The following is a 26,489-nucleotide window of genomic DNA, read 5'->3' as shown; positions in this document are numbered from 1 at the left end:
CATGGTCGAGTCCCTTGACGGTCGACGGAGTCACGTCCGCAGGCTCGAGCTGCACGGGAAGCTGGGCGTGGTCTCGCGCTGCCGGGACTTCACCGCCGAGGCGCTGACCGACTGGGGCTGGATTCCGGCGGAGACCGACGAGGCGGGTGAGCGGGTGGGTGATGTCCTCCTCCTCGTGTCGGAGGTGGTCGGCAACGCGTGTCTGCACGCGGGCGGACCCGAGGAACTCGTCCTGCGGCACGAGCACGGGCGGCTGCGGGTGGAGGTCGTCGACGCCAGCCCCGAGCATCCTCGTATGCGGGTCGGGCGGTCGCCCTCGCAGCCCGGCGGGCACGGGCTGATGGTGCTGGACCGGCTGGCCGGCGACTGGGGCAGCGAGGACAAGGCGTCCGGGGCGGTGGGCAAGGTCGTGTGGCTGGAGGTCAGCCTGCCGTCCCGTCCGCCGTGGGACCGTCGTCGAGCAGCCCCTTCCTGAGCTCGGTGAGGATGCGGGCGAGCAGGCGCGAGACGTGCATCTGGGACAGGCCGACCCGGCGGCCGATCTCCCTCTGGGTGAGTTCCTCGCCGAAGCGCAGCTCAAGGATGCGCCGGTCGCGCTCGTCGAGGCGGGCGAGCAGGGGGCGCAGGGCCGTCAGGGACTCGATCAGTTCATAGGAGGGCTCCGAGGCCGCCAGCCGCCGCGCCGTCGCGCCGGGCGGGGCGTCGCTGTCATCCGAGTGGCCGTCCAGGGAGCGGGCGGCGTAGCCGTGCGCCGCGAGCTGGCCCTCCGCGACGTCCTCCTCCGAGACGTGCAGCCGTGCGGCCAGCTCGGCCCGGGTGGGGCGACGGCCGAGGTCCTGTTCCAGGGTGTCGGCCGCCTTCGCCAGGTCGATGCGGAGCTCCTGGAGTCGGCGCGGAACCCGTACGGCCCAACTGGTGTCCCGGAAGAAGCGCTTCATCTCGCCGACGATCGTGGGGAGGGCGAAGGCGGAGAAGTCGACCGCACGGTCGGGGTCGAAGCGGTTGATCGCCTTGATCAGGCCGATCGTGCCGACCTGCACGATGTCCTCCGTGGGCTCCGCGCGGCTCCTGAAGCGACGGGCGGCGTACTTGACCATGCTGAGGTTGAGCTCCACCAGGGTGTTGCGGACGTACGCGTACTCCGGCGTGCCCTCGTCGAGTTCGCGCAGCCGCCGGAAGAGGGCGACGGACAGGGTGCGCGCGTCATCCGTCGAGACGTCGGTCGGGCGGTCGGGCGTGGGGAGCCCGGCCGTCGCGGCACGGCGCAACGTCGCGCCCGCGGTCCCAGGGCGCCCCGTGACAGGGCTCGGACCGGCGCCGACGGGGCGTGCGGCGGCCGTGCCGACAGTGCACGCGGCGGCGGAAGGGGCTCTGACGGTGGACATGAGGAGAGTCCTTCGACGGTGGCGGTGGGCCTGCCGTCGCGACCGCGAAAGGAGCGACGGGGGTCCGTCGGGTGTCCTGGGAGAAGGATGCCCGTTCTATGTGGTTTGAAGCGATTTCTCGGGGAAGGCGCGACATACGAGGGCCGGCTGGTTCGCCAGGAGGTGCGGCGAGGGACGAGGCCCGGCGCCCATGCGGGCGTCACAGCCGAAGTCTCACGGCCTCGGCCGCTGCGGCCCTCGCCGTGCGCCGGTCGCCCGACCCGCGCACGACCGAATGGAGCGGGACGCCCAGCAGGGAGCCGACGTGTCACTGGACGGCAAGAACGTACTCATCCTCACGACGAACTACGGCACGGAGCAGGACGAGTTGACGAAGCCGGCGGCCGCCCTGCGCGAGGCCGGCGCTCACGTCACGATCGCAGCGCAGAAGAACGAGGCGGTCCAGACCCTCGTATCGGACCGCAGACAGGGTGCGCTGGTCCCGTCGGACACGACTCTGGCGAAGGCGACGGCGGACGGATTCGCCGCGGTGGTCGTACCCGGGGGCACCCTGAACGCCGACCGGTTGCGGACCGACAGGGACGCGCGGCGTCTCCTCTCGGCCTTCGCCGAGGCGGGCAAACCCGTCGCCGCCATCTGCCATGGACCCTGGCTGCTCGTGGAGAGCGGGCTGGCCGGGGCCCGCGAACTCACTTCGTACCCGTCGCTCCGCTCCGACCTGGAGAACGCGGGCGCCACATGGCTGGACCAGGAGGTCGTCGTGGACACCTCCGGGCGCCATCCCCTCATCACTTCCCGCAGGCCCGGGGACCTCGACGCCTTCGCTTCGGCGATCGTCGACGCCCTTGACACCGGCGAACAGCGGGAATGACACCCCACAGAAGGGCATCGACCATGCGCAAGAGCGACATGCAGAAGGGCAAGGGCAAGATCAAGGAAGCCGCGGGCAAGGTGACGGGCAACGAGCGGATGGAGACCGAAGGCCAGGCCGACCAGGCTGCGGGCATGGCCCGCAAGGCCGGCGAAAAGGTACGCGAAGCCGGTGAGCAGGCCCGCGAGGCGGGTGAGAAGGCCGGCGACGCGATGAAGCGGCGCTCCTCCTAGCCTGTGCGAGAACGGCTGCGGAATCGTTCACGGGCCCCGGCAGCAGACTCTCTGCCGGGGCCCTGCCGTGCCTGACCCCCGCCGGAGGAGTCGACACCGGCAGGGGCGACTGCAAGATGGTTGTGGAGACCAAGGAGAGGCGTGCGGTTGGTCATGATGGCGGTGTCTCCGTGCGGGGCGTTCGTGGCGGCGCCCTTGCCCCGCCGTGGAGACGGCTCTGGGCATGAGGTCGCCTTCGGACGGGTCGTGCTGCGCGGCAGCGGAGGACGGCGGAGTCCGGCTGGGAGCGGCTGTTTGAAGACCGGGCTTTCATCAGTGGGCTCAGGGCGGGGTGTCGGGCGGGCGGGCCTCGCGCAGCCGGTCCAGGCGGCGGATGGCCGGTGTCGCGCTGACGCCGTGGGCGAGGACGGACAAGGCCACCGTGGCCGTCGTGAGCGCCCACAGGTCTCGGGCCCGCCCGTCGAATCCGTGGTGGCCGAGCGCGTAGGAGAGGTAGAAGAGGGAGCCGATGCCACGCAGCCCGAAGATCGCGGTGACCACCCGCTCCCGGGGGCCGGTGACGAAGCCGAGCTGTGCGATCCACCCCGTGACCGGCCGGATGATCACGAGCAGTGCCGCAGCGAGCATGACCATCTGCCAGGTCAGCGCCGCGTGCGCGCCGGTGACCAGATAGTGGCCGAGGAGGAAGAGCAACCCGGCGGTCAGGAGACGTTCGATCTGCTCGGTGAACCCGTGCAGCACCTTGTGGTAGCCGTGGCCGCGTTCCGCGGCCCGTACGGCGCAGGCGGTGACGAAGACGGCGACGAAGCCGTAACCGCGGGCGAGTTCGGCCAGACCGTAGGAGAGGAAGGTCGCTGCGAGGGCGACGAACCCCTCCATGTGCTCGGACAGCCTGAGTGACGACGCCCCGGCCCGGAAGAACATCCATCCCAGCAGTCGGCCGAGGGCGAGACCGACCGCGACGCCGATCGCGGCCTTCGCGAGGAGGTCGACGCCGAACCACCGCGCCCAGTCCACCTGTGCCCACGTACCTCCGGCAGTCGCGAGTGCGAGGGCGGCGAGGACGAAGGGGAAGGCGAGTCCGTCGTTCAGGCCCGCCTCGGCGGTGAGCGTGAAGCGGACCTCGTCCTCGTCGTTCTCGTCGTCCGTCGGTTCCCCCACCCGTACCTCAGCTGCCAGCACGGGGTCGGTCGGCGCGAGAAGGGCGCCGACCAGCAGCGCGGTGGCCCAGGGCCAGTCGAGGAGCAGCCAGGTGAGGGCGGCCGTCGCGACGACCGTGAGGGGCAGGGTGATGCCGATCAACCGCCGGGGTCCGGCCCAGGCACGGAACCCGAAGGGCCGGTTCAGGGCGAGGCCGGCGCCCATGAGGGAGACGATCACACAGAGCTCGGTGATGTGCTCGACCCAGACCCGGTTCGCCACCGGGTCCAGCTCCGGCAGGCGGAGCGGCAGCAGCCCGGAGAACGCACCGGCCGCCAGGAACACCATGGGCATCGACAGAGGTCTGCGGCGTACGAGCCGGGGCAGGACGGCTGCGGCGAGCGCTCCGAGTCCCAGGACCGCGTAGAAAACGCCGGAGAGATCGGTGCCCGCGGAGGCGGCGCCGGTGGGGGACAAGCTCTACGCCCTTTCAGTCACGGACCTGCCCCTGCCCTCGGAGTACGACATCCCGTACGAAGTCATCCCGTAAAAGTCATCTCGTACGGATCCATCCCGTACGGACGAGGGCGATTCCGGCCCAGGGCCGCCCTGTGCCCAGGTCGTTCCGCGACCCGAGCGGCGGTGGGACGGGTCAGTCGGTCGGTTCGTCGGGGACGGGGTGTTCGGGATGGATGGTGCCGTGCCGGGGACGGCCCTTGAGGCCTGTGCCGGCTTCGTCGGTCTCCGGCAGACGGGTGTCACGGCCATCGGCGTCGGCGGTGCGCCGGCTGACGCCGTCCGTGCGAGGAGATCCGTCGGAATCGTCGAGGCCGTCGTCCGGCACGGGAACGGCCGGCGGATCCTCACCGGCTGTGGCCTGCTGGTCCTCAGGGTCATGGGGAATCGGTATGTCCGACCGCTTCGGGGGACGAGGGTCGCGCATCTTGATCACCTCTCCGTTCATCGGCCGGCCGCAGAGGGCCCTGCCGTGCGTGTGGGGTGGGTTCCCCGTCCGGCCGGGCGATGTGTCGTGATCGCATCCGTCGGATCGGCGATCACCGGATCGGGCACGGAGTCCACCCGCACGTCGCGCTGCCTGTGCCAGGTCAACTCCCCCATGGTCCTCTCCTCACGCTCGGCAGGTCGGTACGTCGCGGCTTCCCGGACCATCCGGACGTATGCGCGGCCCTCGACAGGCGTCGCTTGCGATCGACCCCGGCCGGCTTCGTGCGGCCCGCGCGTCACCCCTCGACGCCGGTGGCCTCGTGCGTGGCGCCCACGGGCTTCGACTCCGGGGAACCGCGCTGGCGGAGGTACACCGAGAGGATGGCCATCGCGGCCACCGCCAGGAGTTCCGACTGCCAGTTCTGCAGCGACCGGTTCCAGAAGTCCGCCGAGGCAAGGTAGGAGTGCCAGGTGATGGGCGTCTGGAGCTGCCGCAGGCGCAGCTCGTTGAAGGCGGCGACGCCCGAGATCGACTGCGCCAGCCAGGACAGGAGGAAGAAGGCGGCCATCGCGAGACCGAGGGACCGGGAGTAGAGGGCTTGCCTCCAGTCCTTCGTACCGGCCCATCGGGGGGAGTCCGCTCGCGCGTGGTCGCCCATGCGCTGTTCGCGGTCGCTCTCCGTGCCCGACTTGTGCAGGGGTTTGGACTCCGGGGAGCCTCGTTGCAGGAGGTACACCGTCCCGAAGATGTAGAGGAAGAACTGCAGGAACTCCGACTGCCAGTTCTCGGTGACGTCGACGGCGAAGTCCGAGGACATCAGGTAGTCGCCGAAGTCGACCTGCTGAAGTCCTTCGACGGCGAGCTGTTCGTTGAACTCCGCGCGCCCGGCGACGGCTTGGAAACAGAGGACCACCAGGAACGCGGCCCCGAAACACAGGGTGAGGCCGTTCGACCGCCAGACGCCACGGCGGGCACGCTCGGGCTTCACCGGTGCATCAGCCCGATCGCGGTGAAGTAGCCGAGGCCCCCGAGGACGGTCAGCACGCACACCGCGAACACGGTTCGCACCCTCACGCCCCCTTCAGGACGCAGTGGTACGGCTCGTCGCCCGCTTCGGGCACGCATCCTGCTGCGGTGACACGCCATCCCTCGTCGAACTGCGACAGGAAGAGCGTCTCGTCGCGCAGGTGGAGCAGCGCCTGGCGGCCGTAGACGTCCACGCCTCGTACGCCTCCGCCCGAGGGCAGTCCCCGCGCCGGCAGTGCCATCTCACACGGCTGCTTCTCGTCCTCCTGGAGCTGCTGACGGCTTTCGGGGGCGAGCAGTGCGCACGCCTCGTGAAAGTCGCCGGAGGCGAGGGACGCCTCGAAGGCCAGGCCGGCCCTTGTCGCCCCGTCCTGACGCGCCTGCGGCGCCCCGCAGGCACAGGCGACCAACGCGAGCGTCAGCGCTCCGAACAGCCGTGGAACGGTCATTCTCCTCCTTCGCCGGTGCGCGACACCTGGATGCCGCCCTCCAGGTACGCCCCTGTACGGGGCCGGGACAAGAGGCGCACCGCCGTATGGCCACACATCTCACCTGTTCGAGGCGCTCCGGCGAGACGAAGCCGGGTCCGCCGGGAGCGGGTCCGGGCTGCGCTCTCTCCACGCGACGACGCCCGTGGCCGCCCTCAAGGGGGCGGCCACGGGCGTCGCGTGAGAGCGAACCGCCGAGGAATGCCGACGGATGCCCGGCGCTACCAGCGGTACCAGCGGCTGCCACCGCCCCTGGGCCGGGCCACGAAGCCGATCAGCCACAGGACCAGGACGGCGATGGCGACCCACCAGAGAACCTTCAGCGCGAACCCCGCGCCGAAGAGGAGCAGGACCAGGAGTAGAACGAGAAGCAGGGGAACCATGGATATCAACCTCCGATGGTCCGCGTGCCCCCGCTTCCGCCGCGCACACGTCCGCATGCATGAAGTCGTCGGACAGCCCACGTCCGCCTGGCCATCCGGGCCAGGGAACATCACGGGGAGAGATAGGAATGCGGCGCGGGGGTAGTGGACGCTGCATGAACGCCACTGAAACCACCCCTCTGCGTGCCGTCGCCCTCGTCTGCACGCTGTCCCCCTCCCCGGCCCGCTCCAGCTCGCAGTTGCTGGCCGAGCAGACCATGGAGGCTCTGCGCGAGCACGGGGTGAGCGGCAAGGTGATCCGTGTCGCCGACCACGACGTGCGTACCGGCGTGGCGACCGACATGGGTGACGGGGACGCCTGGCCCGAGATCCGGGACACGATCCTCGCCTGCGACATCCTGGTCCTGTCGACGCCGATCTGGCTCGGTCACCCCGCGAGCACCGCCCAGCGGGTGATGGAACGTCTGAACGCCGAGATGTCCGAGACCGACGAGGAAGGCCGGATGCTCACCTACGGCAAGGCCGCCGCCGTCTGCGTCGTCGGCAACGAGGACGGGGCCCACAAGGTGAGCGCCGACCTGTTCCAGGGCCTCAACGACGTCGGCTTCTCCCTCGCCCCGAACGCGGTCACCTACTGGGTCGGCGAGGCCATGCACAAGACGGACTACCAGGACCTCGACGAGACCCCGGAGGCCACCGCGGACGCGACGGCGACCCTGGCCGCCAACACCGCCCACCTCGCCCGCCGCCTCAAGTCCGCCCCCTACCCGGCCTCGTCCTGACCGAGGCCGGAACCGGACCGCCCCCACCTCTGCCGGTCGAGGCTCAGCCCACCCGGATCCGCGGCCCTGGACACGCGCGCCGGGGCGAGGGTTCAGTGACCCAGCGACTTCTTGAGCTCGGACTTGTTCATCGACGAGCGTCCGTGGATGTTGCGGCGCTTGGCCTCCTCGTACAGCTGGTCGTACGTGGGGCCTTCCGAACCGCTGGAGGACCGCTGCCCGCCTCGTCTCGACGACGACATGTCCTGCGTCGACGACTTGCTCGCGGTCTTCGACTCTCCGGAACGCGCCCGCTCCTTGTTCACCGTCCGCGCGGCGATCTCCTTGGCACGCTTGGTGCTCTCCCCACGGTCCTCCGCGCTCTCCTTGATGTGCTCGTACTGCCGCTCCCGCTTCGGACTCGATCCACGAGGCATGACGATTCCCTTTCGTTTTCCGCCGGACGGATGACGCGCGACGCGTACGCGGATGAATACGCGGTCGTGTCCCGCTCTGCCGCTGCCCACAGGGACGGGCGTCAATCACTCGACCCTGGCATCGGGTTCGCCGTACGGCAGGTGGGGATGCCCGAACAGGTGAGGTGCGGGGGCATTCGGCGGTGCGGTACCCGCCCCCTCGTCAGGGGAGGCGTTCACATCAGACGCCCGCATCCGGTTGGGCAGCCATGCGTAGCCGGGGGCCAGGAGCGCGAGCGTGCCGGCGCTCCCTGGTGCGGAAGTTCTGGACGTGGGCATGGTGCGCGTGTACCCGGCATCTCCCGGGAAGCGCCTTCACGGACCGATGCCACGCGTGCGTGGACGCGTTTCTGGCCGTACGGGGGCGCTCACATACGCTGCGCGCGGTGGAGCGGGGCGCGCAGCGCGCGCGGGCCCAGGGCGGCTCGGGCCGCGTTCGCCCCCGGTGCGCCGTGGACCCCGCCGCCGGGGTGAGCGGCCGCGGAGGCGAGGTAGAGGTTCCTCACCGGTGTCTCGGGGCGGCCGGTACCGGGTGTGGGGCGGAAGACCGCCTGCTGGTGCAGGGCCGTTGTGCCGTTGTTGACGGCGCCGCCGTGCAGGTTCTCGTCCATGGCCTGGAGGGTCGGCGGAGCCAGGATGCGGCGCGCGCCGATCAGGCCACGGAACCCGGGTGCGAGGCGTTCCACTTGGGTTTCGATGCGGGCGGCCATCGCTTCCTGTTCGCGGGGGTCCCACCTGCCGGTGATGTCGTCGGGGCCCGCGTCGGCGGTGACGTGTTGCGGAAGGTGGGTGTAGGCCCACGCCGATTCCGTTCCGGCGGGAGAGCGGCTGTGATCCGCGGTGGTCATCTGGCCGAAGAGGACGAACGGCTCGTCGGGTACCCGTCCCATGGCGATCTGCGCGGCGAACCGGGTCAGGCCGTCCATGCCGTCGGCGAGGTGGACCGTCCCGGCGCCGATCGCTCCCGGAGCCGTCCACGGCACGGGTCCCGTCAGCGCCCAGTCGACCTTGAAGGTCGCGAAGTCCCACTGGAAGCGCTCCAGGTCCCGGAGGAGGCGCGACGGAACGTGCTCCTCGCCGACGAGGCCCCGGTAGAGGGCCGGCGCCGACGTGTCGGCCAGTACGGCTCGCCGCGCGCCGACCGTCTCCCCGCCCACGGTCCCTACGCCCACCGCCGTGTTGCCGCGGACGACGACGGACGTGACCCGCTCCCCGCACCGCAGGACTCCGCCGCGGCGCCGGAGACGGCTCACGAGTGCTGCCGTGAGGGCTCCGGCCCCACCGACGGGCACCGGGAACCCGCGGCTCTGGCCGAGCATCGACATGAGCCAGCCGAACCCGCCGCTGCCCGCAGCCTCGGGAGCCAGGTCGGCGTGGAGGGCGTTGCCGGCCAGCAGTAGCCGGCCGCCCTCTCCCACGAACTCCTCCTCGCCCAGCCGTCGTACGGGCAGGGCCAGACTCCGAGCCAGCCGCAGCCCTCCTGGGCCGCGGAGCTTCGCTGCCAGCCGGAGCCCCGCGCGGATCGGCGGGAAGGGCGTGAACAGGGCTTGTACGAGGTCCGGCTCCAGGCGCCTCCACGTCCGGTACAGGGACTCCCACGAGGCGCCGTCGGTGCCCGCGAACCGTTCGAGCCCGGCACAGGTGTCCTCCACGCGGCGTTCGAGCACGGCGCATCTCCCGTCCGCCAGGGGGTGTGCCAGCACGCGGGGGGCGTGGCTCCAGCGCAGGCCCTCGGCGGCGAGGTCGAGCCGTGCCAGTACGGGGGAGGCGGCGGCGAGCGGGTAGAAGGCGCTGAAGAGGTCCGAGACGTAGTCCGGATGCACCCCGCGGTCGCTGCGTACGGCCCCGCCCGGTTCTTCCTGGGCCTCGAGGACCTCCACGCTCCATCCTGCGTCGACGAGCAGGTTCGCGGCCACCAGCCCGTTGGGTCCGGCGCCGATCACCACCGCGTCAGGCACGTCGCATCTCCTCGGACTCCTGCTCCACCAGGGTGGCCAGGCGGGCCAGCATGCCCCGGTGCCTGAGCTGCAGGGCCGCTTCGCTGACCGGGTTGTGCAAGGCCCCTCCCAGGCCGCGCAACGGGTGCTCGTCACAGACGACGAGGGTTTCCTCACCCCACGGCCTGAGCTGGAGGAAGATCCTCGCCGTGCCGAGGGACTTGAACGAGGCCTCCAGCTCCAGTTCCCTCCCGGTCTCCTCGTAACGGACGGTCGTGACGCCCTCCGTGGCCCAGGGGCCCAGCCGGATCGTGTAGCGCAGCCGGGAGCCCGGTGAGGGCCAGGAGTCGTCGAGCGGGGTGGACCGGGACGGACCCGCCACCCACTCTCCGTAAAGGGTCGGATCGGCGAGTACGGCCCATACGGCACCGGGGGTGCGTCGGATGAGCTGATGACGGACGGCCACGGCGATCCTCCTCGCATCGGCGGGTGCGCGGCCCCGAACGTGCCAGGACCGCACGGCCCCGAGCGTGGGCCCGCGCGGGGCCGACGTGCGGCGGCGGCGTTTCGCCGCCCTGCCACGGCGGCCGAGGCCTCGACGGGGCGTGCCCCTTCATCGACGGTGTGGTGTCACGGTTGTGATGCGACTACCCCGTTCGCCGTGTCCCACGCGATCCGGATCCGGCCGTGCCCGCGCGATGCCGATCCCGGCGGCAGAGCGCCCGGAGTGAGACGCGGCCGAGAGCCCGGAGCTGTCACGCCCTCGGTCCGTGGCGACCGCTCGGCAGGCGCACCCGGGGAACAGGAGAACCGGACCACAGGACTGAATCGAGCCCGGGCGTCTCGGGGCCGCACGCGGCCGAGTGAGGCCTGTGCGGGTGTCGTTGTGGCGGCGGCCGGTGCCGTTACCAAGGCCCGTCCTCGGGCGGCGCCGGCCGCTCGCTGCCCTCGTCCACGGCCGTGTCGACGTGCATCGCGGCCTCCTCGGCGGGCGCGGTTCCGTCGTCCAGACCCACGTCCCGGGCGACGGCGTGATCATCGCGGCCGGGCGGTGTGTCGACCGGCGCGAGCCGTCCGGCGCGGGTGGCGCCCGCTTGTTCGTCGACGGGTTCTCCATCGCCTCCCGAGAGGTCTCCGATGCCGTCGTCCTCCGGCGGCTCGTCCGGAGAGTCGGGCATCTCCTGTGCGAGCCGTTCGTCGAGTGATTGGCCCTCCTGCTGTTCCCGTTGGGTGGTGCCGTGCCGGGTGACGCCCCGAGGGCGCTCGGGCGGGGAGTAGCCGGGAACCGCCATGTCGTCGATCGGATCCGTCATGAGCGCGTTGTCGGGGTCGAGATCACCGGAGGGGCCGGCGTCGTCGGAGGGGGTGGGCTGATACACGTCGTCACCGCGGGCCTCGTTCGGGCCCGGCTGGTCACTGCCGGTGGTCGGGTGGGACTCATTGCGGGCCATGGCTCATTCCTTTCGGTGTAGTGGGCGGGCGAGTGGCCGGTCAGTCGGTGGCGAGGACGATCGCGTACACGAGGAAGAACAGGGCGCACAGGACGACCAGCGACCAGATGGCCACCAGCGGGCCTGTCGCCCAGCCCCGCCGCGGTGGGCGGTACGGGCCCGTGCCCGTGCTCGTACCCGACTCGGCCGGCGGTGTCGCGCCCGGTCGGGTGGTGCCCTCGGTGATCTCGTGGGGGTCGGGGTCGGGGTTGCTGGGGCTGGTCATGACACTCATCTCCCGGGGGTGGCGGAACGGGCGAACAGACGCGCGGTCGACCGTGTCGACAGCGTCCAGCCGTAACGCTCCATGCCCCGCGACTTGCCGCCGCCGAGGTACCCGAAACGTCGCCGGGCCTCGTGGCCGCGGCGGAGCAGCGCTCAGCCGTGCAGCGCGGGCAGCACCTTCTCGCGGTAGGCCGTGAAGAAGTCCTCCTGCCCTTGCCCAATCTGGCCTACGTACACCTCGCCGAATCCGGCGTCCACGTACGCACGCACGGCATCGACGTGCTCCTCGACGTCCGAGCCGCACGGTACGGAGTCGGCCACCTGCCGGCGGGTGACGAGCTCAGTGGCCTGCTCGAAGTGGGCGGGTGTGGGGAGGATCTGGTTCAGTTCGCCGGGCAGCCGCTCGGTCGGCCACATACGGAGCGCCGTGTCGACGGCCACGTCCCGGTCCTGGTCCCAGCAGACCTTCAGGCCTCCGACGACGGGCTTGCCGGCCCCACCGGCCTCGCGGAACGACGCGAGGGCGCCCTCGTCGGGGCCCATGGTGACGAAGCCGTCCCCGATACGCCCCGCGAGTGCGGCGGCCTTGGGGCCGAAGCCCGAGACCAGAATCGCGGGCGGGGCCTCCGGAACGGTGTAGAGGCGGGCGTTGTCGACGGTGTAGTACCGGCCCCGATGGCTGATGTCGCGGCCGGTGAACAGCTCCCGCATCACGTTCACCGCCTCTTCCAGCATGTCCGCCCGCTCGTCGAACGCGGGCCATCGGTCACCGAGCACGTGCTCGTTGAGAGCCTCACCGGTGCCCACGCCCAGAGTGAACCGACCGCCCAGCAGGACACTGGAGGTCGCCGCCGCCTGGGCGGTCACCGCCGGGTGCAGCCGCACGGTGGGGCAGGTCACGAGCGTGGTGACGGGCAGCTGCACCGTCTGGGACAGGGCACCGATCATCGACCACACGAAGGGGCTGCTGCCCTGGGCGTTGGTCCATGGGTGGAAGTGGTCGGAGATGGCGAGGCGGGTGAATCCCGCGTCCGCCGCCAGGCGTGCCTGGCGCAACAGCTGGTCCGGGGTGAACTCCTCGCAGGACAGGAAGTAGCCGAAGGACGTCATGCGCGCGTTCCCTTCACGTCGGCCCCCTTGATCCGGCTACCCGGGCAGGCCGTCTCAATGCGCTTGTGCGGGCTGTACTCGGCTCTGGACGCACACATCCGGCACTTCGACGTGGTCGTGGCGTCCTGTGCCTGTGCCTGTGCCTGTGCCTGGACTGGCGTGGCAGACATGAGGCCCCCTGGTTCCTCCTCGGCGCCGAGGGTAGGCGGTAAGTGTGACTGTGGTGAGGAGGAAGGAAAGGCCATGAGTGCCACGGAGAAGGCCAAGGCCAAGGCCGAGCAGATCGTTGGCAAGGCCGTTCAGAAGACGGCTCATATGCGGGGGAAGAAGAGCACGGAAGCAAAAGGGGCTGCTCTCGGGGTGCGCGGAAAGGCCCGGGAGCGGAAGGAGAAGGGAAAGGACTTCTTCAAGAGGTGACCCTCGTCGGCATGCATGGATACCGGCCTTCGGGGCAGGCGCAGTCATGCGTCTCGCTCCGAGACGTGGGGAAACAAGTGCGGGAAGGTGACGGATATGGCCGGGGGCAAGAAAGCCAAGAACGTGGCGAAGACCGCCAAGGGCAAGGTCAAGGAGACCACCGGTAAGGCCGTCGGCAACGAAAGCCTGGAGTTGAAGGGCCGTGCCGAGCAGGTCGAAGGCGACGCGAAGCAGGCGGCAGAGAAGGTCAAGGACACGTTCAAGCACTGATATGTCAGCCGGTGCGTCTGTGCGACGCCTGTGTGCTGAGATCGAAGGAAGAAGCGGCCCGCGGAGGCCGCTTCTCCCTTGGACGGTCGAGTGGGTCAGCGCCCGCGTCGGCGCCGGCCCGCCGTCTCGCGCTCGTCCTCCTCCGCCCCGTCGGCCTCGTCGTCGTAGCCCTCGTCGTCGTCCTCTTCGTACTCCTCGTCCGGCTCGCCCTCTTCGTATTCCTCGTCGCTTTCCTCCTCCGGCTCGTATTCCGCTTCGGCCTCGTCGCTCTCGTACTCCTCTTCGGGGCGGCTTTCCTCTTCGTCTTCCTCCTCGCCTTCCTCGCCTTCCTCGCCTTCCTCGTCGGATTCGTTCTCCTCCTCCAGCGCCTCCTCGTGTGAACGGACGACCTCGCCGTCGCGAATCTCACCGCGCCAGCCCTCGGGCTCGTCATCGGTGAGGGTGACGTGCCGGCGGAAGTGCTTCAGGTCCAGCCGGAGACGGCGCCCCTGGGCACGCCAGAGGTTGCCCGTCTTCTCGAAGAGGCCGGAGGGGTAGTACTCGACGGTGAGCAGGATCCGAGTGAGCGTGGGGCCCAGCTCGTGGAAGCTGACGCAGCCGCGCGTGGAGCCCTTGGCGCCCTCGGAGGTCCAGATGATGCAGTCGTCGGGGACCTGTTCCTGGACCGTCGCCTTCCAGCTGCGCGTCGAGGGGCCTACCTTGACCTTCCAGTCGCTGCTCGTCTCGTCGCCCTGCGAGACGTTACGGACGCCCTTGGTGAATCCGCTGAAATCCTCGTACTGGGTCCAGTGGTTGTAGACCCTGCGGAGAGGTGCACCCACGTCGATGGTCTCGACGATGCTGGTGATCTTTTGGGTGCCGCTCTTGCGCTTGCCCTGGCCCGAGCCGAACAGATTCGACGCCGCGTCGGTGACTTTGTCTTTCAGTCCTCCCAGTGATTGGCTCACCACGGCTTTGACGGGGGAGTCGCCCTTCAGCAATCGCCCGCCGATGTCGGCCAGTTTGCCGCCGTTGTCCGCCACGTCGTACAGCTGGTCGGTGACGTCCCCCAATTTGTCCGTGGCCTTCTCGGCCAGTTGACCGGTCTGTGCCGTGAGGAATTCACCCAGTTCACCGAGCAGCCTGTCCAGACCGGATCCGGACTTCTCGGTGCCGTCGCGGTCTTGGTCTTGGTCGCGGCCTTGGTCTCGGTCTCGGTCGCGGTTTCGGCCTTCGGATGCCATGACCTACCTCCGCGTCGAGGGCTTGCGTGCCGGCGTCTTCTTGGCCGACGTCTTCTTGGCCGCCGGCTTGCGTGCTGCCGCCTTCTTCGCGGCCGGCTTGCGTGCTGCGGTCGTCTTCTTCGCCGGCCCGGCGGCGGTCTTCTTGGCGGTTGTGGACTTCTTGGCGGGAGCGGCCTTCTTGGCGGGAGCGGCCTTCTTCGCCGGGGCCCTCTTGGCCGGGGCGGTCTTCTTCGCCGCGCTCCGGCTCGTCGCCGACCGCTTCCGGGGGGTGCCCTCCGTCGTCGTTCTCGACGACGCCGCCTTCTTGGCCGGGCTCGCCTTCTTGGCAGGTGATGTCGTACTGCGTCGTTGGGGGGCCTTGCGGGTACGGGAGGATCCGGTGGTTTCTGATCGTGAGCGGGACGACGGGCGGGAGGCGCGGCGCCTGCGTGGCTGCTCCTCCGGCTCGGCCTCGGGTTCTTCCTCCTCCTCGGGTTCCTCGGCCTCCTCCTCGGGTTCCTCCTCCTCGGGTTCTTCCTCCCCCGTGTCCTCGTCCTCACCGGCCTCGTCGTACTCGGGCTCGGATTCTTCCTCGGACTCCCATTCGTCGTCCTCGTCGTCGTACCTCTCGTCCGTGTCCTCGGGTTCCTCTTCGTCCTCCTGGTCCCCGCCGCTGCCGCTGCCGATGGCGAGTGTCCGCTCGTGGAGGGAGTCGGCGAGGTCGGCCAACTTGCGGTTGGCCGCTGCGGTGAAGGCCTGGCGACCGGCGTCCAGGGCCTCACCTCTCAACTGCTCGCCCATCTCGGCGAACTGGGGTACGTCCTTGAGCTTGCTCAGTCCCTGCGTCAAGAGTTGTCCCGGCTCGAGACCGAAGCGTCGGCCGGCGAGGTACGTCGCCACGGTGAACGCGAGGCGAGCTTTCTTCGTCCGTCCCAGTACGTAACCGCCTGCCACTGCGGCTGCCAGGGCGATCTTGGTCGTGTCCTCCATGACCCCTGTCCCTTCACCGGGCGCTGCGGCCGTTCCGCTGCTCGATGCGGAACGCCCTGGATCAAGTGGCGCGTCCGCTGCAGAACGCGTCCGGACGCCCCGCCGGGGCGGTGGGGGCACGCCTGCTCTCCCGGACATGGCATATATCCCTATAAAGTGACATTCTAGCCTTAAGCTGTTATGCGTCTTGCGGAAGTGTCATGGACTCAGTGGATCCGGATCGCCCGCGGCGGGGTGCCTCGCACCCCGCCGGTGAGAGACGCTCGCCTGCTCGGCGGAAACCGCCGTCCAGCAGACAGAAGGCCCCCGACGCGGGCTCGGCCATGGCCGCGGCCACCGAGCAACTCGCGAAACTGCTCGGCAGAATTCCCGAGTCCGTCTCCTCGCTCAAGCCCACCGACGACGGGTGGGAGGCGCAGGTGGAAGTGCTGGAACTGGAGCGGATCCCCGACACGACGAGCGTGCTGGCCAGCTACAAGGTCTCCCTGGACGGGGACGGCACGCTGATCTCCTTCGAACGAACCCGCCGTTACAACCGAGGAATGATCGATCGGCCGTTCTGAGTCCGTTCGGCCGTGGAAGGAGGCGCCATGACCATGGTGCCGCAGAGCGGCAGTGCCGCCCTCAGCAGGGGCGGTGGCGGCTCCACAGGCAGCCTCTACGACGTCCTGGAACTCATCCTGGACCGCGGTCTGGTGATCGATGTCTTCGTGCGCGTGTCACTGGTCGGGATCGAGATTCTCAAGATAGACGCCCGGATCGTGGTGGCCAGCGTGGACACCTACCTCCGCTTCGCCGAGGCGTGCAACAGGCTCGATCTCGAAGCCGGCCGCAAGGCTCCGGCGCAGCTGCCCGAAGTGGTCGGCGGCATGGTGGAGGGCGGGGCCCGCGGCAAGTCCAAGGGCGCGCTCACCGGTGCGGTCGAGGCCGTGACGGACTCCCTGACCGGGAAGTCCCGTGACGACGAGGAGCCGGACGAGGAGGAGGAAGAGGAGGAACCCGCGCCCCGACGTCGACGGCCCGCCGCCCGACGCTCGTCACGACGCGAGAAGGAGTGACCGATGGCCCTGTACGTCTATGCGATCACCGCGGAGAACCACCCCCTCGACATCGACGACCTGTCGGGTGTCGGCTCCGAGCCGGCCTCCGTGCGCGGCATTGTCTCCGGGCCTCTGTGTGCCGTGGTCAGCGACATTTCCGAGAAGATCCGGCCCAAGCGGCGTGACCTGTCGATTCATCAGGAGGTGCAGGAGCACCTGATGCGCGGCGGCCCCGTCCTGCCCCTGCAGTTCGGCTACACGGCCGCCGACGAGTCGACCGTAGAACAGGTGCTGCTGAAGAACGCCGACGGCTATCTCGCCAACCTGGAAAGGCTCGGCGGGTGTGCCGAGTACCACGTGAGAGCGTCGCAGGACGAGGAGGAGCTCCTGCGGCAGATCCTGCGCGAGACCCCCGAGGCGCGCGAACTCAACGAGCGCATGCGCACCGGGGACCCGGATCCCCAGCTCCCGATGGCCCTCGGCCAACTGATCGCGGCGCAGGTGCAGGAACGGCAGGATGCCCTGGCCTCCGGACTTGTCGAGACTCTGGTGCCGTTCGCTCGGGAACACACCGTCCGGCAGGCGTCCGGAGCGGACTTCCTCAACTTCTCACTCCTGGTCCCCGACGACCGGCAGGAAGAGTTCCGGACGGCGGAGGCGAACCTCGCCCGCCAGATCGGGGACGGTGTCGAGTTCCGGCTGAGTGGCCCGCTGCCGCCGTACAGCTTCGTGGAGTGACCCGGAAGGAGGGAAACGATGGGACTGCTGACATCCCTGCTCACGCTTCCCCTCGCGCCGGTGCGCGGAGTGACCTGGGTCGCCCAGAGAGTCCTGGACAGGGCCGAGGAGGAGTACTACGACCCGGCTCCCATCTGGAGAGAGCTCGCGGAACTCGAGGACCGGCTGGTGCGGGGGGAGATCGACGAGGAGACGTTCGAGTACCGCGAGGACGAGCTGCTCGACCGGCTCGAGGAGATCACCGCCCACCGCACGCAGACGCCATGACGGGGAATCGAGGACCACTGCCGTGTCTGACCCCCTGCCCGACCGCTTCGGGAGCGCACCTTCCAGAGCCGCGCCGGTGCCGTACGGGCCGAGTTCCTCCGCGAACCTGGCGGACATCCTCGAACGCGTCCTGGACAAGGGCATCGTCATCGCCGGAGACATCCGCATCAACCTGCTCGACATCGAACTGCTGACGATCAAGCTGCGGATCCTGGTCGCCTCCGTGGACAAGGCGAAGGAGATGGGCATCGACTGGTGGGAGCACGATCCCTCGCTCTCCTCGAAGCACAGCGGGGGGCCGCTGGCGGAGGAGAACCGCCGACTCCGCGCGGAGTTGGAGGAGCTGAAGCGCGGCGCGGCCATCGGCGACGACTCCCGGCACCCGGAGTCGCTCCGGCGCCGTGAGCGGGACGGCGAACCGGAGCTGGATGAACTCGAGGCGGATGAGCCGGACATGGGCCAGGACCTCGACCTGGACGAGGACGAAGGGTCGACTCCCCGCCGAGGGGCGGCACGACGAAGGCGCAGCACATGACCGACGCCGAGGACCTCACCTACGTCTACGCGGTGGTACCCGACACTGGGCGAGTACGGACAGCCGTCGAAGGCGTCCGTGGAGTGTCGGGAGCGGCCGTGTCCCTCCTCGGTGAAGACGCGCCCGCCGAGGGCGAAGCCCCCTCGTCCCCCGTCGCGTTCGTCATCAGCCGGGTGGCATCGCGCGAGTTCGACGAACGGACGCTGAAGGCCCGCTTCGAGGACCTGGAATGGCTGGAGGACATCGCCCGCGCCCACCACGAGGTGGTGCAGGCGATCTCCCGTCAGGACACCGTCCTCCCGCTGCGGCTCGCGACCCTCTACCAGGACGACGAACGCGCCCAGGAGGCGCTGGCCGCTCAGCGGCAGGCCTTCGCCGAGAGGATCGCCCTGCTCCGTGACCGGAGCGAATGGGGCGTCAAGCTGTACATCGGCGCCGCCGGGCGCCCGAAGGACCGTGGCGCCGACGGCGCCGGGACCACCGGCACGCTCAGTCCGGGCAAGGCCTACCTCCAGCGCCGTCGGGCCCAGCACAGCGTCAGGGAGGACCACTACCGAAACGCCCAGGAGGCCGCGCAGCGTATCGACGCACTCGTCACCCGGTTCCGTACGCACCGTGTACGCCATCCCGCCCAACGCGGCGCACTGGCGGGGCCCGAGGAGAACGTCCTCAACGACGCCTACCTCGTCCCGGACGAACGGATCGAGAGCTTCCGCGCCGCGCTCGCCGCAGTGGCGGCAGACCTCGACGGCGTACGCGTCGAGGTGACCGGCCCGTGGGCCCCGTACTCCTTCGCCATGCCGCCGACGCCGTCCGAGCCTCCCCGGGAGGATGCCGCACGGGACGGACCGGCGCGATGAGCATCGCCCACCCCAGCGAGCCTCTCCCCGGCCGCCAGGTCGCCCTCATCGACCTGCTCGACAGATTGCTGAGCGGCGGTGTGGTGCTCTCCGGGGACATCGTGATCTCGATCGCCGACATCGATCTGGTCCGTGTCTCTCTCCGTGCTCTGATCGTGTCCGTCGGCTCCGATGCGGATCCGCTCGGGCCGTCCGCCCGGAGGCAGGCGTGACCGGGTCCGGCCCGGCGCCCGGAGAGCGCAACGGCGTTCCGGACCCGTCTCCGCCCCTGGACGGCATCGGCGGTGCCCTGGGCGACGCGTTCCGCCTCGTGCAGGCGCCGCCCGCCCCCGCCGACACACCCAGCCGCGCCGCGCGCAGAATCCGTACCGACCACGAGTCGGTCGAGGAGGACCTCCTCAAACTCGTCCTCACCGTCGTGGAACTCCTGCGCCAGCTCATCGAGAGACAGGCGCTGCGGCGCGTCGACGCCGGCGACCTCACCGACGACCAGGAGGAAGAGCTGGGCGCCACCTTGATGGCGCTGCACGACGCGCTGAGTGACCTCTGCGCCGAGCACGGCTACACGCTCCAGGACCTCAACCTCGACCTCGGCCCCCTCGGGCCTCTCCTCCCACCGGCCGACGGAGGGCCGGAGTGACCGGATCCGCGACGTGCTTCCGTCCGGTGCGCTCCCGCTCCGAGGCCGTGGTCCCCGGGTCGGTACGGCACCGGCGTACCGACCCGCGGCGGCCGGGCGGACCGGCGACTCTCCCGTTCCGTGCGCCCGCGCGCGACGATGGAAGCGTGAACCTGTCCGAGAAGTCGGGTCCGGGCCTGCGCGAGCGGGTCGGCACCAGCCTGTTCAGCCACGTCGCCGGACCCTCGGGAGCGCAGAACCGGGCCCGTATCCACGGCGCCCCCGGCCCGCGCTGGTTCGGCCCCGAGCGGGCCATCCGCACCGTCCACGGGGACGCGTCCATGTTCATCGGCGGCCTGAGCGCGCTCCTCCTGCAGTCCTTGCACCCGCTCGCGATGGCCGCGGTCGCCGGGCACTCCGGCTTCCGGGGCGACCCCTGGGGACGCCTCCAGCGGACCAGCACCTTCCTCGCCTTCACGACCTACGGCACCGCCGAGGACGCCCAGCGCGCCGTGGACCACGTCCGTGAGGTGCACGAGCGGATCAGGGGTACCACCCCCGCCGGCGAGCCCTACCACGCTGCCGACCCGCACTTGCTGTGCTGGGTGCACGTGGCGGAGGTGGACAGCTTCCTGCGCGCACACCAGCGCTTCGGGGCCGGCCCGCTGGACGGCGCCGGCTGCGACGCGTACATCGCCGACGCGGCTCGGGTCGCCCACGCCCTCGGCGTCCCCGATCCGCCGCGCGACCGCACCGCCCTCGCGGCCCGGCTGGCGCGCTACCGTCCCGAACTGCGCGCCACGTCGCAGGCCCGGGACGCGGCCCGTTTCGTACTCCGCGAACCTCCGCTGCCGTGGGTCGCCCGCGGCCCCTACGCCGTACTCGCCTCGAACGCGGTCCGGCTGCTGCCGCCGTGGGCCCGCACGCTGCTGGGCCTCCACACAGCGCCGTACCTGCCGGAAGAGCTGGTACGACTGTCCGGACGGGCGCTGACGGGGACGATCCGGTGGGCGATGGCGGCTCTTCCACCCCGCGAGGAGCCCGCCGCGCCACGCTGACGCTCCCCGAAGGGTTCACCTCCATGAACACGGGACCACGTGCGGTCGTGCGGTCGCCCGGCCCCGGTCGCCCGGTCGGCCTGCCGGGGAGTGCCGGACTCCCGCGGCGGCTCCAGAGTGGCCCCATGAAGCAGATCGCAGTAGGAGTGAACGGGTCCAGCGGGAGCCTGGCGGCGGTCGACTGGGCAGCCGAAGAGGCCGCGTCGCGCGGGGCCGGGCTTCAGTTGGTGAACGCGTCGCTGTGGCCGGAGCACCAGGTCGCCGCCGTGCGGGAGTCACGGGACGTCCGTACGGAGCAGGCGAGGGCTCTGTTGGCGGAGGCGAGCGAGCGCGCCCGCACGAGCCACCCGGATGTCGTCACCGCCACCGAGGAGACCGAGGACGCCCCCTCCCGGCTTCTGCTGGCCCGTTCAGCCGATGCCGAACTGCTGGTTCTGGGCTCGCACCGCGCGGGCAACGGCTCCGGATACGTCTCCGGCCATGTGGCCCAGGAGGTCCTGGCCGCGGCGGAACGCCCGGCGGTGCTGGTACGAGAAGGCAACAGTCCGGGCGGCGACGAGCGGGTCGTCCTCGGTCTGGACGTGCGACACCCCGCGGACGAGCTTCTGGGCTTCGCCTTCGACTTCGCGGCCCGCCGGGAGGTCCCCCTGCACATCGTGTCGGCCTGGCACTCCACCCTGCCGCACCACCGCGACGGCGCGGGTGGATCCGAAGCGGCCGCGAGCCTGCGAACGGCGCTGTCGGCCGCCACGGAACGCCACAGGACGCAGTTCGCGCAGGTCGACGTCACCGAGGAGGTCGTCCACGACAGGCCCGGCAGCAGTCTTCTCGATGCCGCCTCCGGCGCCGGACTGCTGGTGGTGGGCCGCCGGATGCGGCGGGCCGTGGCGGGCACGCACATCGGCGCCGTGACCCAGGCAGCGCTCCATCACGTCGCCTGCCCCGTGGCTGTCGTATCCCACGCCTGAGCCGCCGACGGGGCCGGGCCCGACCGATCCTTCCCCGGCACCGCGGTTCTTCGAGCCCTGGCGCGACCTGAACCGGGCCTTCCTCCGCCGGGTGCGCCACCCCTGACAGTTCACCGGCAAGGTCCACTCCGCCATGCACGGCGCTCTCCGCGGCCGTGGCGAAAGGAAGATCCGACGTGGCCACACCCCCCAGCTCCGGCGGGCCCACCCCCGACGACCACGTCATCGTCATCTCCGGCGCCACCGGCGACCTCGCCCGCCGCAAACTCCTGCCGGGCCTGTACCACCTGGCCAGAGCAGGACTGCTCCCCGACCGCCACCGGATCATCGGATCAGCCCCCGCCGCGGTCGCCCTCAGCGACGACGCGTTCCGCGAACACGCGCACGAGGCGGTCGCCGAGTTCGGCCGGACCAAGCCCGAGGGCCGGGAATGGCGGGATTTCGAGAGCCGGCTGACGTTCGGCGCCGCCGACCCCGAAGACCCCGGCCCGCTCATCGCCGCCGTACAAGAGGCCCAGCGGGAGATCGGCGGCAGTCCACGACTCCTCCACCACCTCGCCGTACCGCCGCAGGCATGCGCCTCGGTCGTGCAGATGCTCGGTGCCGCCGGGCTCGCCCAGGACGCCCGCGTGATCGTGGAGAAGCCGTTCGGCACGGACCTCGCCTCCGCCCGTGCCCTCAACCAGGCCATCCACACCGTCTTCGACGAATCCCGCGTCTTCCGCATCGATCACTTCCTGGGCAAGGAGTCCGTCGACAACATCCTCGCCCTGCGCTTCGCCAACGGACTCCTCGAACCGGTCTGGAACCGCGACCACATCAGCCACGTGCAGATCGACGTCCCCGAACACATCGACATCCAGGGCCGGGCCCACTTCTTCGAAGGCACCGGCACCTTCCGCGACATGATCGTCACGCACCTGTTCCAGCTCCTCGGGTTCATCGCCATGGAACCGCCGGCCACCCTGGACGCGAACTCCCTGCGCGCGGAGAAGGACAAGGTCTTCCAGAGCCTCCGCCCCCTCGACCCGGCCCGGGTGGTCCGCGGACAGTACGACGGCTACCGCGACGAAGCGGGAGTCGACCCGGCCTCCGACACCGAGACCCTCGCAGCCCTGCGCCTCGAGATCGACAACTGGCGCTGGGCAGGCGTCCCCTTCTACCTCCGCTCCGGCAAAGCCCTCGCCGAGAGCCGCCACGTCATCACCCTCGGCTTCCGCGAACCGCCCATGCGCATGTTCCCGCTGGCTGCCCAGGAATCCGCCGACGGCCGCCACAACGAACTGGTCATCGACTTCGACGACCCCGGAACCATCACCGCACGCTTCCTCGCCAAACAGCCCGGCCCCGACATGCGCCTGGCCCAAGCCGAAATGGTCTTCGACTACGCCGGTTCCTTCACCCAGGACCACGCACTGGAGGGCTACGAGCGCCTCATCCTGGACGCGATGCTCGGTGACCAGTCCCTCTTCACCGACGCCGCGGGCATCGAACGTCTCTGGGAGGTGGCCGCCCCCCTGCTGCAGTCCCCACCGCCGGTCGAGCCGTACGCCCCGGGATCCTGGGGACCGGAGAGCCTGCAGCAGCTCATCCGACCCCACCGCTGGTACCTGCCGGAAGGCGGCTGACTGACGGCGCGACGGCAGCTGACGGCGCAAAGGCAGCCACGCGATTGTCGACACCATGCCGCCGCGTGCCGGCGCGAAGCCCCCGCGCAGTGAGCCGGCTCGGCTCTTCGGCAGCGAGCATCGCCACGGTGGGATGCGAAACTGAGCCCATGTTCGTTCAGCTCCTCGCGGCCACGGGTGTGCTCGCGGTTCTGACCCTGGTCCCCGGCCCGGACATGGCGGTGGTGACGAAGCGAGCCATCGCGTCCGGCTGGCGGGACGGCCTGCGCACGGTCGGCGGCATCACGGCGGGGCTGCTCATCTGGGGCACACTCACCGTCGTCGGACTGGCCGCCGTTCTCGCGGCGTCCGCAACGGCCTACACGGTCGTCAAGCTCGTCGGCGCGGCCTATCTGGGCTTCCTCGGGGTCCAGGCCCTGTGGCAGAGCCGGCGCGGTCGCGCCGTGGCCGCGGCGGCCGATGCTCCCTCCCCGGTCGGCGATCCGTGGCGCACCGGGCTGGTCAGCAATGTCCTCAACCCGAAGATCGCCGTCTTCTACACGGGACTGCTGCCCGCCCTCGCGCCGTCCGGGGTCTCACCACGTCTCGGGATGACCCTGCTGGTCCTCATCCACGCGGCCCTCACGCTCAGTTGGCTCGGCAGCTACGTGATGGTGCTGGCCAGGGCGCGATCCCTCTTCGAGAAGCCCCCGGTACGACGTGCCCTGGACCGCATCACCGGCGTCGTCCTGATCGGTTTCGGGATCAAGGTCGCCACCTCTCAGCCCTGAGCCCGCGGGTTCACACCTTGCGGTACTGCTGGGCCTTGCCGCGATCCCTCACGCTGACGCCTCGTGCCTGCAACTCCTCGCGGGCCCCGTCGGCAGCACCCGTCCGGTCGTCGGCGATCGCCCGCTGGCGTTTCCTCAGCAACGCGTGGGTGCGCTCGTCGAGGTCCGGCGCGTTGTCGACCCAGACGGTGTAGGTGGACTCGTGCGGGTCGACGGTGCCGCGCCAGGGGTAGCCGTGCTGCTCGAACGCGGACCGCAGGCGTTCCGCCAGGCCGCTGTCGACCCGGGTACGGACGTGCTCCCCACCGTCGGCGCCACGCAGCACCAGATCGCGGCCGTCGGTGAACGCCTCGGCGAGCTGCGCCCGTTCGACGTGGCGACCCCCGCCGCCGTCATGGACGACGATGCTGTCGGCACCCACCTCGACCACGGGATTCTCCGCGCGCCAGACGCCCGCCACCCATGCCCCGGCCAACGCGCCGACGAGCGTCAGTGCCGGCACAGCCCATACGAGCGGCAGTGCGGCCACCAGCTTGAGCGGGCCCGGTGCACCGTCGAAGAGGCGGATCATCCAGTCGGCGATCGGGCCCACGGCGAACGCCGCACCGACGCCGAGCACGGCCCCGATCAGGATGACGGCCCACAGCCATGCCTCGGGCAGTCGCACGGTGACCGGGGGTTCCTGCTTGACCATCGTCGCTCTCACTCTCTCGGTCTCCGTCCCCTCACGAGGGTCCGGCCCGGTAGCTCTCCTGCTCAGCATCACAGGCCGGTACCGGGCCGGACATCGGCCGAGAGTCTCCGAGTCGGCCGGACGAGTAAGACTTTGGTCTCGACCTTCGGCCGACCCGCGGAGAGCGACGGCTACCCCTGGCGGTCTCGCTCCTTCACTCCTTGACGAACGCGAGGAGGTCGGGGTTCACGGTGTCGGGATGCGTGGTCAGCATCCCGTGGGGGAGGCCCTCGTAGCTCTTCAGCCTGCCGTTGCGCAGCAGCTTCGCCGAGAGAGGCGCCGAGTCGTCGTAGGGGACGATCTGGTCGTCGGTGCCGTGGGCGACCAGAACAGGCACCGTGATCTGCTTCAGGTCCTCGGTGAAGTCCGTTTCGGAGAACGCCTTGATGCAGTGGTAGTGGGCGTTGGCAGCGCCGTTCATGCCCTGTCGCCACCAGTTGTCGATCACACCCTGGGACACCTCGGCGCCGGGGCGGTTGTAGCCGTAGAACGGCCCTGCCGGAACGTCGATGTAGAACTGGGCGCGGTTGGCGGTGAGCGAGGCCCGGAAGCCGTCGAAGACCTCGATCGGCAAGCCGCCCGGGTTGGCGTCGGACTTGACCATGATGGGCGGGACCGCCCCGACGAGCACGGCCTTCGCCACCCGTCCCGGCTTGGCGCGGGCGACGTACCTGGCGACTTCTCCGCCCCCGGTCGAATGGCCGATGTGGACGGCATCGCGCAGGTCCAGTGCGTCGGTCACCGCTGCCACGTCGGCCGCGTAGGTGTCCATTTCGTGGCCGGTCGCGCTCTGGCCGGAACGGCCGTGCCCGCGCCTGTCGTGGGCGATGACGCGGTAGCCGTGCTCCAGGAAGAAGAGCATCTGGTTGTCCCAGTCGTCACCGCTCAGAGGCCAGCCGTGATGGAACACGATCGGCTGTGCGCCGCGTGGCCCCCAGTCCTTGTAGAAGATGCTGGTGCCGTCTTGTGCAGTGACCGTTCCCACGGTTTTCCTCCGCCCGGATGTACCGATGAGATGACCCGTGCGGGTCTGCCCACGGGCCTCCTGCACGAACATACCGGTATGCGTCATATCTCTCATTTGGGGCAGTGCGGCGAAGGTGGGCTCCGCGCTGGGCCCCGGTGAGCGTCGTTAATCGGCCGTACTGAACGACCGGTCGGTAAACCTGACGCGTCCTTGCGCAGGCCGGCAGCCGCCAGGGGGCCGGGGCGAGCGGGTACGGGGTCGCGGCGGAGTCGTCCAGGGCGGGCCCTGACCTGCTGAACGTTCATTCGATCAACGGTATGCGGGCCCATCTGTCCGGATAGCGACCGCGAAGATGCGGTCGCTCTGCGTGTCAGACACACTCCGAAGCGCAAGTGAGGTGGTGATCGAAAGGTAGATGACGCCTCAACCCTTCGAATTGAAAGCGAGTTCCCGTCATGCTTCATCGTTTCGCTGCGGTCTCCGCGTCCGCTCTCCTCTGTCTCGTCGGCACCACCGCTGTCGCGGAAGCCCGGACCGACAGCCTGTACACCCCCTCCGCCGTCGTGCTGAGCATCAGCAAGGGCGCCGACGCGAGTGCGGCCACCGTCCTGCGTGCGGTCACGCTCAGCTGCGCGCCGACCGCCGATGGAACGCACCCGGCACCCGAGGCCGCCTGCGCCGAGCTCAAGGCCGGCTCCCAGGGCGGCGCCTTCGAGGGGCTGCTGGCCTTACCGGCCCCGGACCGGATGTGCCCGCAGCACTTCGACCCGGTCACCGTCACCGTGGACGGCGTGTGGGAGGGGGCCCGAACCTCGTGGCAGTACACGTTCGGCAACGCCTGCACCATGGGTGTCAGCCTGAACGGAGGGGCGGCCTTCGCGTTCTGACGGCTCGGCCGGGTGGGTCCTGTGGTCGTGGCGTACCCGTGCCGCGACCACGGATGTCCGGAGGAATCC

The 26,489-nt window shown here is 70.3% G+C and carries 34 protein-coding genes; 19 read left to right on the top strand and 15 right to left on the bottom strand.

Translation table 11 applies throughout. The annotated features are described in order from the left end of the window. Position 1 precedes the first annotated feature (1 nt). Complete coding sequence (locus E0F75_RS31990; RefSeq protein WP_229314455.1) at positions 2 to 475, top strand: ATP-binding protein; 474 nt, start codon at positions 2 to 4, stop codon at positions 473 to 475. On the opposite strand, the gene E0F75_RS31985 is transcribed toward E0F75_RS31990, so the two are convergent. Then, the gene (locus E0F75_RS31985; RefSeq protein WP_229314454.1) at positions 423 to 1,385 is read right to left on the bottom strand and encodes a SigB/SigF/SigG family RNA polymerase sigma factor; all 963 of its coding nucleotides are present in this window, start codon (positions 1,383 to 1,385) and stop codon (positions 423 to 425) included. The two genes, E0F75_RS31990 and E0F75_RS31985, sit on opposite strands and share 53 nt — an antisense overlap. Before the next feature lie 274 nt (positions 1,386 to 1,659). Between E0F75_RS31985 and E0F75_RS31980 the strand changes: the two genes are divergently transcribed. Together E0F75_RS31980 and E0F75_RS31975 are read left to right on the top strand one after the other, a co-directional pair. Then, the gene (locus E0F75_RS31980; protein WP_267499807.1) at positions 1,660 to 2,256 is read left to right on the top strand and encodes a type 1 glutamine amidotransferase domain-containing protein; all 597 of its coding nucleotides are present in this window, start codon (positions 1,660 to 1,662) and stop codon (positions 2,254 to 2,256) included. Between the two features lie 23 nt (positions 2,257 to 2,279). Beyond that, positions 2,280 to 2,489 carry a CsbD family protein gene (locus tag E0F75_RS31975; protein ID WP_229314452.1) on the top strand — a complete coding sequence of 70 codons (210 nt, stop codon included), beginning with the start codon at positions 2,280 to 2,282 and terminating at the stop codon, positions 2,487 to 2,489. A 321-nt stretch (positions 2,490 to 2,810) separates the two neighbouring features. Here E0F75_RS31975 and E0F75_RS31970 read toward each other — a convergent pair whose 3' ends face one another. The 4 genes from E0F75_RS31970 to E0F75_RS31955 form a co-directional block, all read right to left on the bottom strand. Continuing rightward, the gene (locus E0F75_RS31970; protein ID WP_229314451.1) at positions 2,811 to 4,106 is read right to left on the bottom strand and encodes a sodium:proton antiporter; all 1,296 of its coding nucleotides are present in this window, start codon (positions 4,104 to 4,106) and stop codon (positions 2,811 to 2,813) included. A 764-nt stretch (positions 4,107 to 4,870) separates the two neighbouring features. Next, entirely contained in the window at positions 4,871 to 5,563 is a 693-nt protein-coding gene (locus E0F75_RS31965; protein ID WP_229314450.1) for a DUF6766 family protein, read from the bottom strand. Positions 5,564 to 5,645: 82 nt separating this feature from the next. Further along, positions 5,646 to 6,050 (bottom strand): hypothetical protein, encoded by a 405-nt coding sequence (locus tag E0F75_RS31960; RefSeq protein WP_229314449.1) that lies wholly within the window; start codon positions 6,048 to 6,050, stop codon positions 5,646 to 5,648. A 260-nt stretch (positions 6,051 to 6,310) separates the two neighbouring features. Next, positions 6,311 to 6,472, bottom strand: coding sequence for a hydrophobic protein (locus E0F75_RS31955; protein WP_229314448.1), 162 nt, complete (start codon positions 6,470 to 6,472; stop codon positions 6,311 to 6,313). 155 nt (positions 6,473 to 6,627) lie between these two features. Between E0F75_RS31955 and E0F75_RS31950 the strand changes: the two genes are divergently transcribed. Then, the gene (locus tag E0F75_RS31950; RefSeq protein ID WP_229314447.1) at positions 6,628 to 7,254 is read left to right on the top strand and encodes a flavodoxin family protein; all 627 of its coding nucleotides are present in this window, start codon (positions 6,628 to 6,630) and stop codon (positions 7,252 to 7,254) included. A gap of 92 nt (positions 7,255 to 7,346) precedes the next feature. On the opposite strand, the gene E0F75_RS31945 is transcribed toward E0F75_RS31950, so the two are convergent. The 6 genes from E0F75_RS31945 to E0F75_RS31920 all read right to left on the bottom strand — a co-directional run bounded on the left by E0F75_RS31945 (position 7,347) and on the right by E0F75_RS31920 (position 12,471). Beyond that, complete coding sequence (locus E0F75_RS31945) at positions 7,347 to 7,670, bottom strand: plasmid stabilization protein (RefSeq protein WP_229314446.1); 324 nt, start codon at positions 7,668 to 7,670, stop codon at positions 7,347 to 7,349. Positions 7,671 to 8,077: 407 nt separating this feature from the next. Further along, positions 8,078 to 9,667, bottom strand: a complete 1,590-nt coding sequence (locus E0F75_RS31940; protein ID WP_229314445.1) for an NAD(P)/FAD-dependent oxidoreductase — start codon at positions 9,665 to 9,667, stop codon at positions 8,078 to 8,080. After that, the gene (locus E0F75_RS31935; protein WP_229314444.1) at positions 9,660 to 10,112 is read right to left on the bottom strand and encodes an SRPBCC family protein; all 453 of its coding nucleotides are present in this window, start codon (positions 10,110 to 10,112) and stop codon (positions 9,660 to 9,662) included. Before E0F75_RS31935 ends, E0F75_RS31940 begins: the two co-directional genes overlap by 8 nt. A 439-nt stretch (positions 10,113 to 10,551) precedes the next feature. Continuing rightward, entirely contained in the window at positions 10,552 to 11,097 is a 546-nt protein-coding gene (locus E0F75_RS31930; RefSeq protein ID WP_229314443.1) for a DUF5709 domain-containing protein, read from the bottom strand. Between the two features lie 40 nt (positions 11,098 to 11,137). Continuing rightward, positions 11,138 to 11,362, bottom strand: coding sequence for a DUF6480 family protein (locus tag E0F75_RS31925; protein ID WP_229314442.1), 225 nt, complete (start codon positions 11,360 to 11,362; stop codon positions 11,138 to 11,140). A gap of 152 nt (positions 11,363 to 11,514) precedes the next feature. Continuing rightward, entirely contained in the window at positions 11,515 to 12,471 is a 957-nt protein-coding gene (locus E0F75_RS31920; protein ID WP_229314441.1) for a TIGR03557 family F420-dependent LLM class oxidoreductase, read from the bottom strand. A gap of 243 nt (positions 12,472 to 12,714) precedes the next feature. On the opposite strand from E0F75_RS31920, the gene E0F75_RS31915 reads away from it, so the two are divergent. Both E0F75_RS31915 and E0F75_RS31910 read left to right on the top strand, forming a co-directional pair. After that, positions 12,715 to 12,888: a hypothetical protein gene (locus E0F75_RS31915; protein WP_229314440.1), complete on the top strand. Its 174-nt coding sequence runs from the start codon at positions 12,715 to 12,717 to the stop codon at positions 12,886 to 12,888. 96 nt (positions 12,889 to 12,984) lie between these two features. Continuing rightward, positions 12,985 to 13,158, top strand: coding sequence for a CsbD family protein (locus E0F75_RS31910; RefSeq protein ID WP_229314439.1), 174 nt, complete (start codon positions 12,985 to 12,987; stop codon positions 13,156 to 13,158). A 95-nt stretch (positions 13,159 to 13,253) separates the two neighbouring features. On the opposite strand, the gene E0F75_RS31905 is transcribed toward E0F75_RS31910, so the two are convergent. Next, the gene (locus tag E0F75_RS31905) at positions 13,254 to 14,381 is read right to left on the bottom strand and encodes an SRPBCC family protein (RefSeq protein ID WP_229314438.1); all 1,128 of its coding nucleotides are present in this window, start codon (positions 14,379 to 14,381) and stop codon (positions 13,254 to 13,256) included. Positions 14,382 to 14,384: 3 nt separating this feature from the next. Next, complete coding sequence (locus tag E0F75_RS31900; RefSeq protein WP_229314437.1) at positions 14,385 to 15,350, bottom strand: histone protein; 966 nt, start codon at positions 15,348 to 15,350, stop codon at positions 14,385 to 14,387. Positions 15,351 to 15,550: 200 nt separating this feature from the next. Here E0F75_RS31900 and E0F75_RS31895 point away from each other — a divergent pair, with 200 nt between their 5' ends. From E0F75_RS31895 to E0F75_RS31840, 12 genes are all read left to right on the top strand, one after another. Then, positions 15,551 to 15,913, top strand: a complete 363-nt coding sequence (locus E0F75_RS31895) for a gas vesicle protein (protein WP_229314436.1) — start codon at positions 15,551 to 15,553, stop codon at positions 15,911 to 15,913. 27 nt (positions 15,914 to 15,940) lie between these two features. After that, positions 15,941 to 16,408, top strand: a complete 468-nt coding sequence (locus E0F75_RS31890) for a gas vesicle structural protein GvpA (RefSeq protein WP_229314435.1) — start codon at positions 15,941 to 15,943, stop codon at positions 16,406 to 16,408. A gap of 3 nt (positions 16,409 to 16,411) precedes the next feature. Then, a complete protein-coding gene (locus E0F75_RS31885) occupies positions 16,412 to 17,128 on the top strand; it encodes a GvpL/GvpF family gas vesicle protein (protein ID WP_229314434.1) in 717 nt (238 codons plus the stop codon). A gap of 18 nt (positions 17,129 to 17,146) precedes the next feature. Next, complete coding sequence (locus tag E0F75_RS31880) at positions 17,147 to 17,395, top strand: gas vesicle protein GvpG (RefSeq protein ID WP_229314433.1); 249 nt, start codon at positions 17,147 to 17,149, stop codon at positions 17,393 to 17,395. A 22-nt stretch (positions 17,396 to 17,417) separates the two neighbouring features. Next, positions 17,418 to 17,930 (top strand): gas vesicle protein, encoded by a 513-nt coding sequence (locus E0F75_RS31875; RefSeq protein WP_374115465.1) that lies wholly within the window; start codon positions 17,418 to 17,420, stop codon positions 17,928 to 17,930. Continuing rightward, on the top strand, positions 17,927 to 18,790 hold the full coding sequence (locus E0F75_RS31870; protein ID WP_229314432.1) for a GvpL/GvpF family gas vesicle protein: 864 nt from the start codon (positions 17,927 to 17,929) through the stop codon (positions 18,788 to 18,790). The genes E0F75_RS31875 and E0F75_RS31870 overlap by 4 nt, the downstream gene beginning before the upstream one ends. Further along, positions 18,787 to 19,002, top strand: coding sequence for a gas vesicle protein (locus E0F75_RS31865; RefSeq protein ID WP_229314431.1), 216 nt, complete (start codon positions 18,787 to 18,789; stop codon positions 19,000 to 19,002). The genes E0F75_RS31870 and E0F75_RS31865 overlap by 4 nt, the downstream gene beginning before the upstream one ends. Then, positions 18,999 to 19,430, top strand: a complete 432-nt coding sequence (locus tag E0F75_RS31860; protein ID WP_374115464.1) for a gas vesicle protein K — start codon at positions 18,999 to 19,001, stop codon at positions 19,428 to 19,430. The genes E0F75_RS31865 and E0F75_RS31860 overlap by 4 nt, the downstream gene beginning before the upstream one ends. Before the next feature lie 146 nt (positions 19,431 to 19,576). Continuing rightward, complete coding sequence (locus E0F75_RS31855; protein WP_229314430.1) at positions 19,577 to 20,467, top strand: oxygenase MpaB family protein; 891 nt, start codon at positions 19,577 to 19,579, stop codon at positions 20,465 to 20,467. 125 nt (positions 20,468 to 20,592) lie between these two features. Further along, positions 20,593 to 21,435: a universal stress protein gene (locus tag E0F75_RS31850; RefSeq protein ID WP_229314429.1), complete on the top strand. Its 843-nt coding sequence runs from the start codon at positions 20,593 to 20,595 to the stop codon at positions 21,433 to 21,435. 176 nt (positions 21,436 to 21,611) lie between these two features. Next, on the top strand, positions 21,612 to 23,063 hold the full coding sequence (gene zwf / locus E0F75_RS31845; protein WP_229314428.1) for a glucose-6-phosphate dehydrogenase: 1,452 nt from the start codon (positions 21,612 to 21,614) through the stop codon (positions 23,061 to 23,063). A gap of 149 nt (positions 23,064 to 23,212) precedes the next feature. Next, entirely contained in the window at positions 23,213 to 23,833 is a 621-nt protein-coding gene (locus E0F75_RS31840; protein WP_229314427.1) for a LysE family translocator, read from the top strand. 10 nt (positions 23,834 to 23,843) lie between these two features. Here the strand turns inward: E0F75_RS31840 and E0F75_RS31835 are convergent, their stop codons facing one another. Continuing rightward, positions 23,844 to 24,539, bottom strand: a complete 696-nt coding sequence (locus E0F75_RS31835; protein WP_229314426.1) for a hypothetical protein — start codon at positions 24,537 to 24,539, stop codon at positions 23,844 to 23,846. A 181-nt stretch (positions 24,540 to 24,720) separates the two neighbouring features. Then, a complete protein-coding gene (locus E0F75_RS31830) occupies positions 24,721 to 25,551 on the bottom strand; it encodes an alpha/beta fold hydrolase (RefSeq protein ID WP_229314425.1) in 831 nt (276 codons plus the stop codon). Positions 25,552 to 25,988: 437 nt separating this feature from the next. Here E0F75_RS31830 and E0F75_RS31825 point away from each other — a divergent pair, with 437 nt between their 5' ends. Then, positions 25,989 to 26,420, top strand: coding sequence for a subtilase-type protease inhibitor (locus E0F75_RS31825; protein ID WP_229314424.1), 432 nt, complete (start codon positions 25,989 to 25,991; stop codon positions 26,418 to 26,420). Positions 26,421 to 26,489 lie beyond the last annotated feature (69 nt).

Origin of the sequence: Streptomyces sp. CB02980 (genome assembly GCF_014451325.2) — a bacterium.
Taxonomy (GTDB): Bacteria; Actinomycetota; Actinomycetes; order Streptomycetales; family Streptomycetaceae; genus Streptomyces.
Note: the sequence above shows the minus strand (reverse complement) of the source record. Positions and strands in the feature narration are given on the sequence as shown.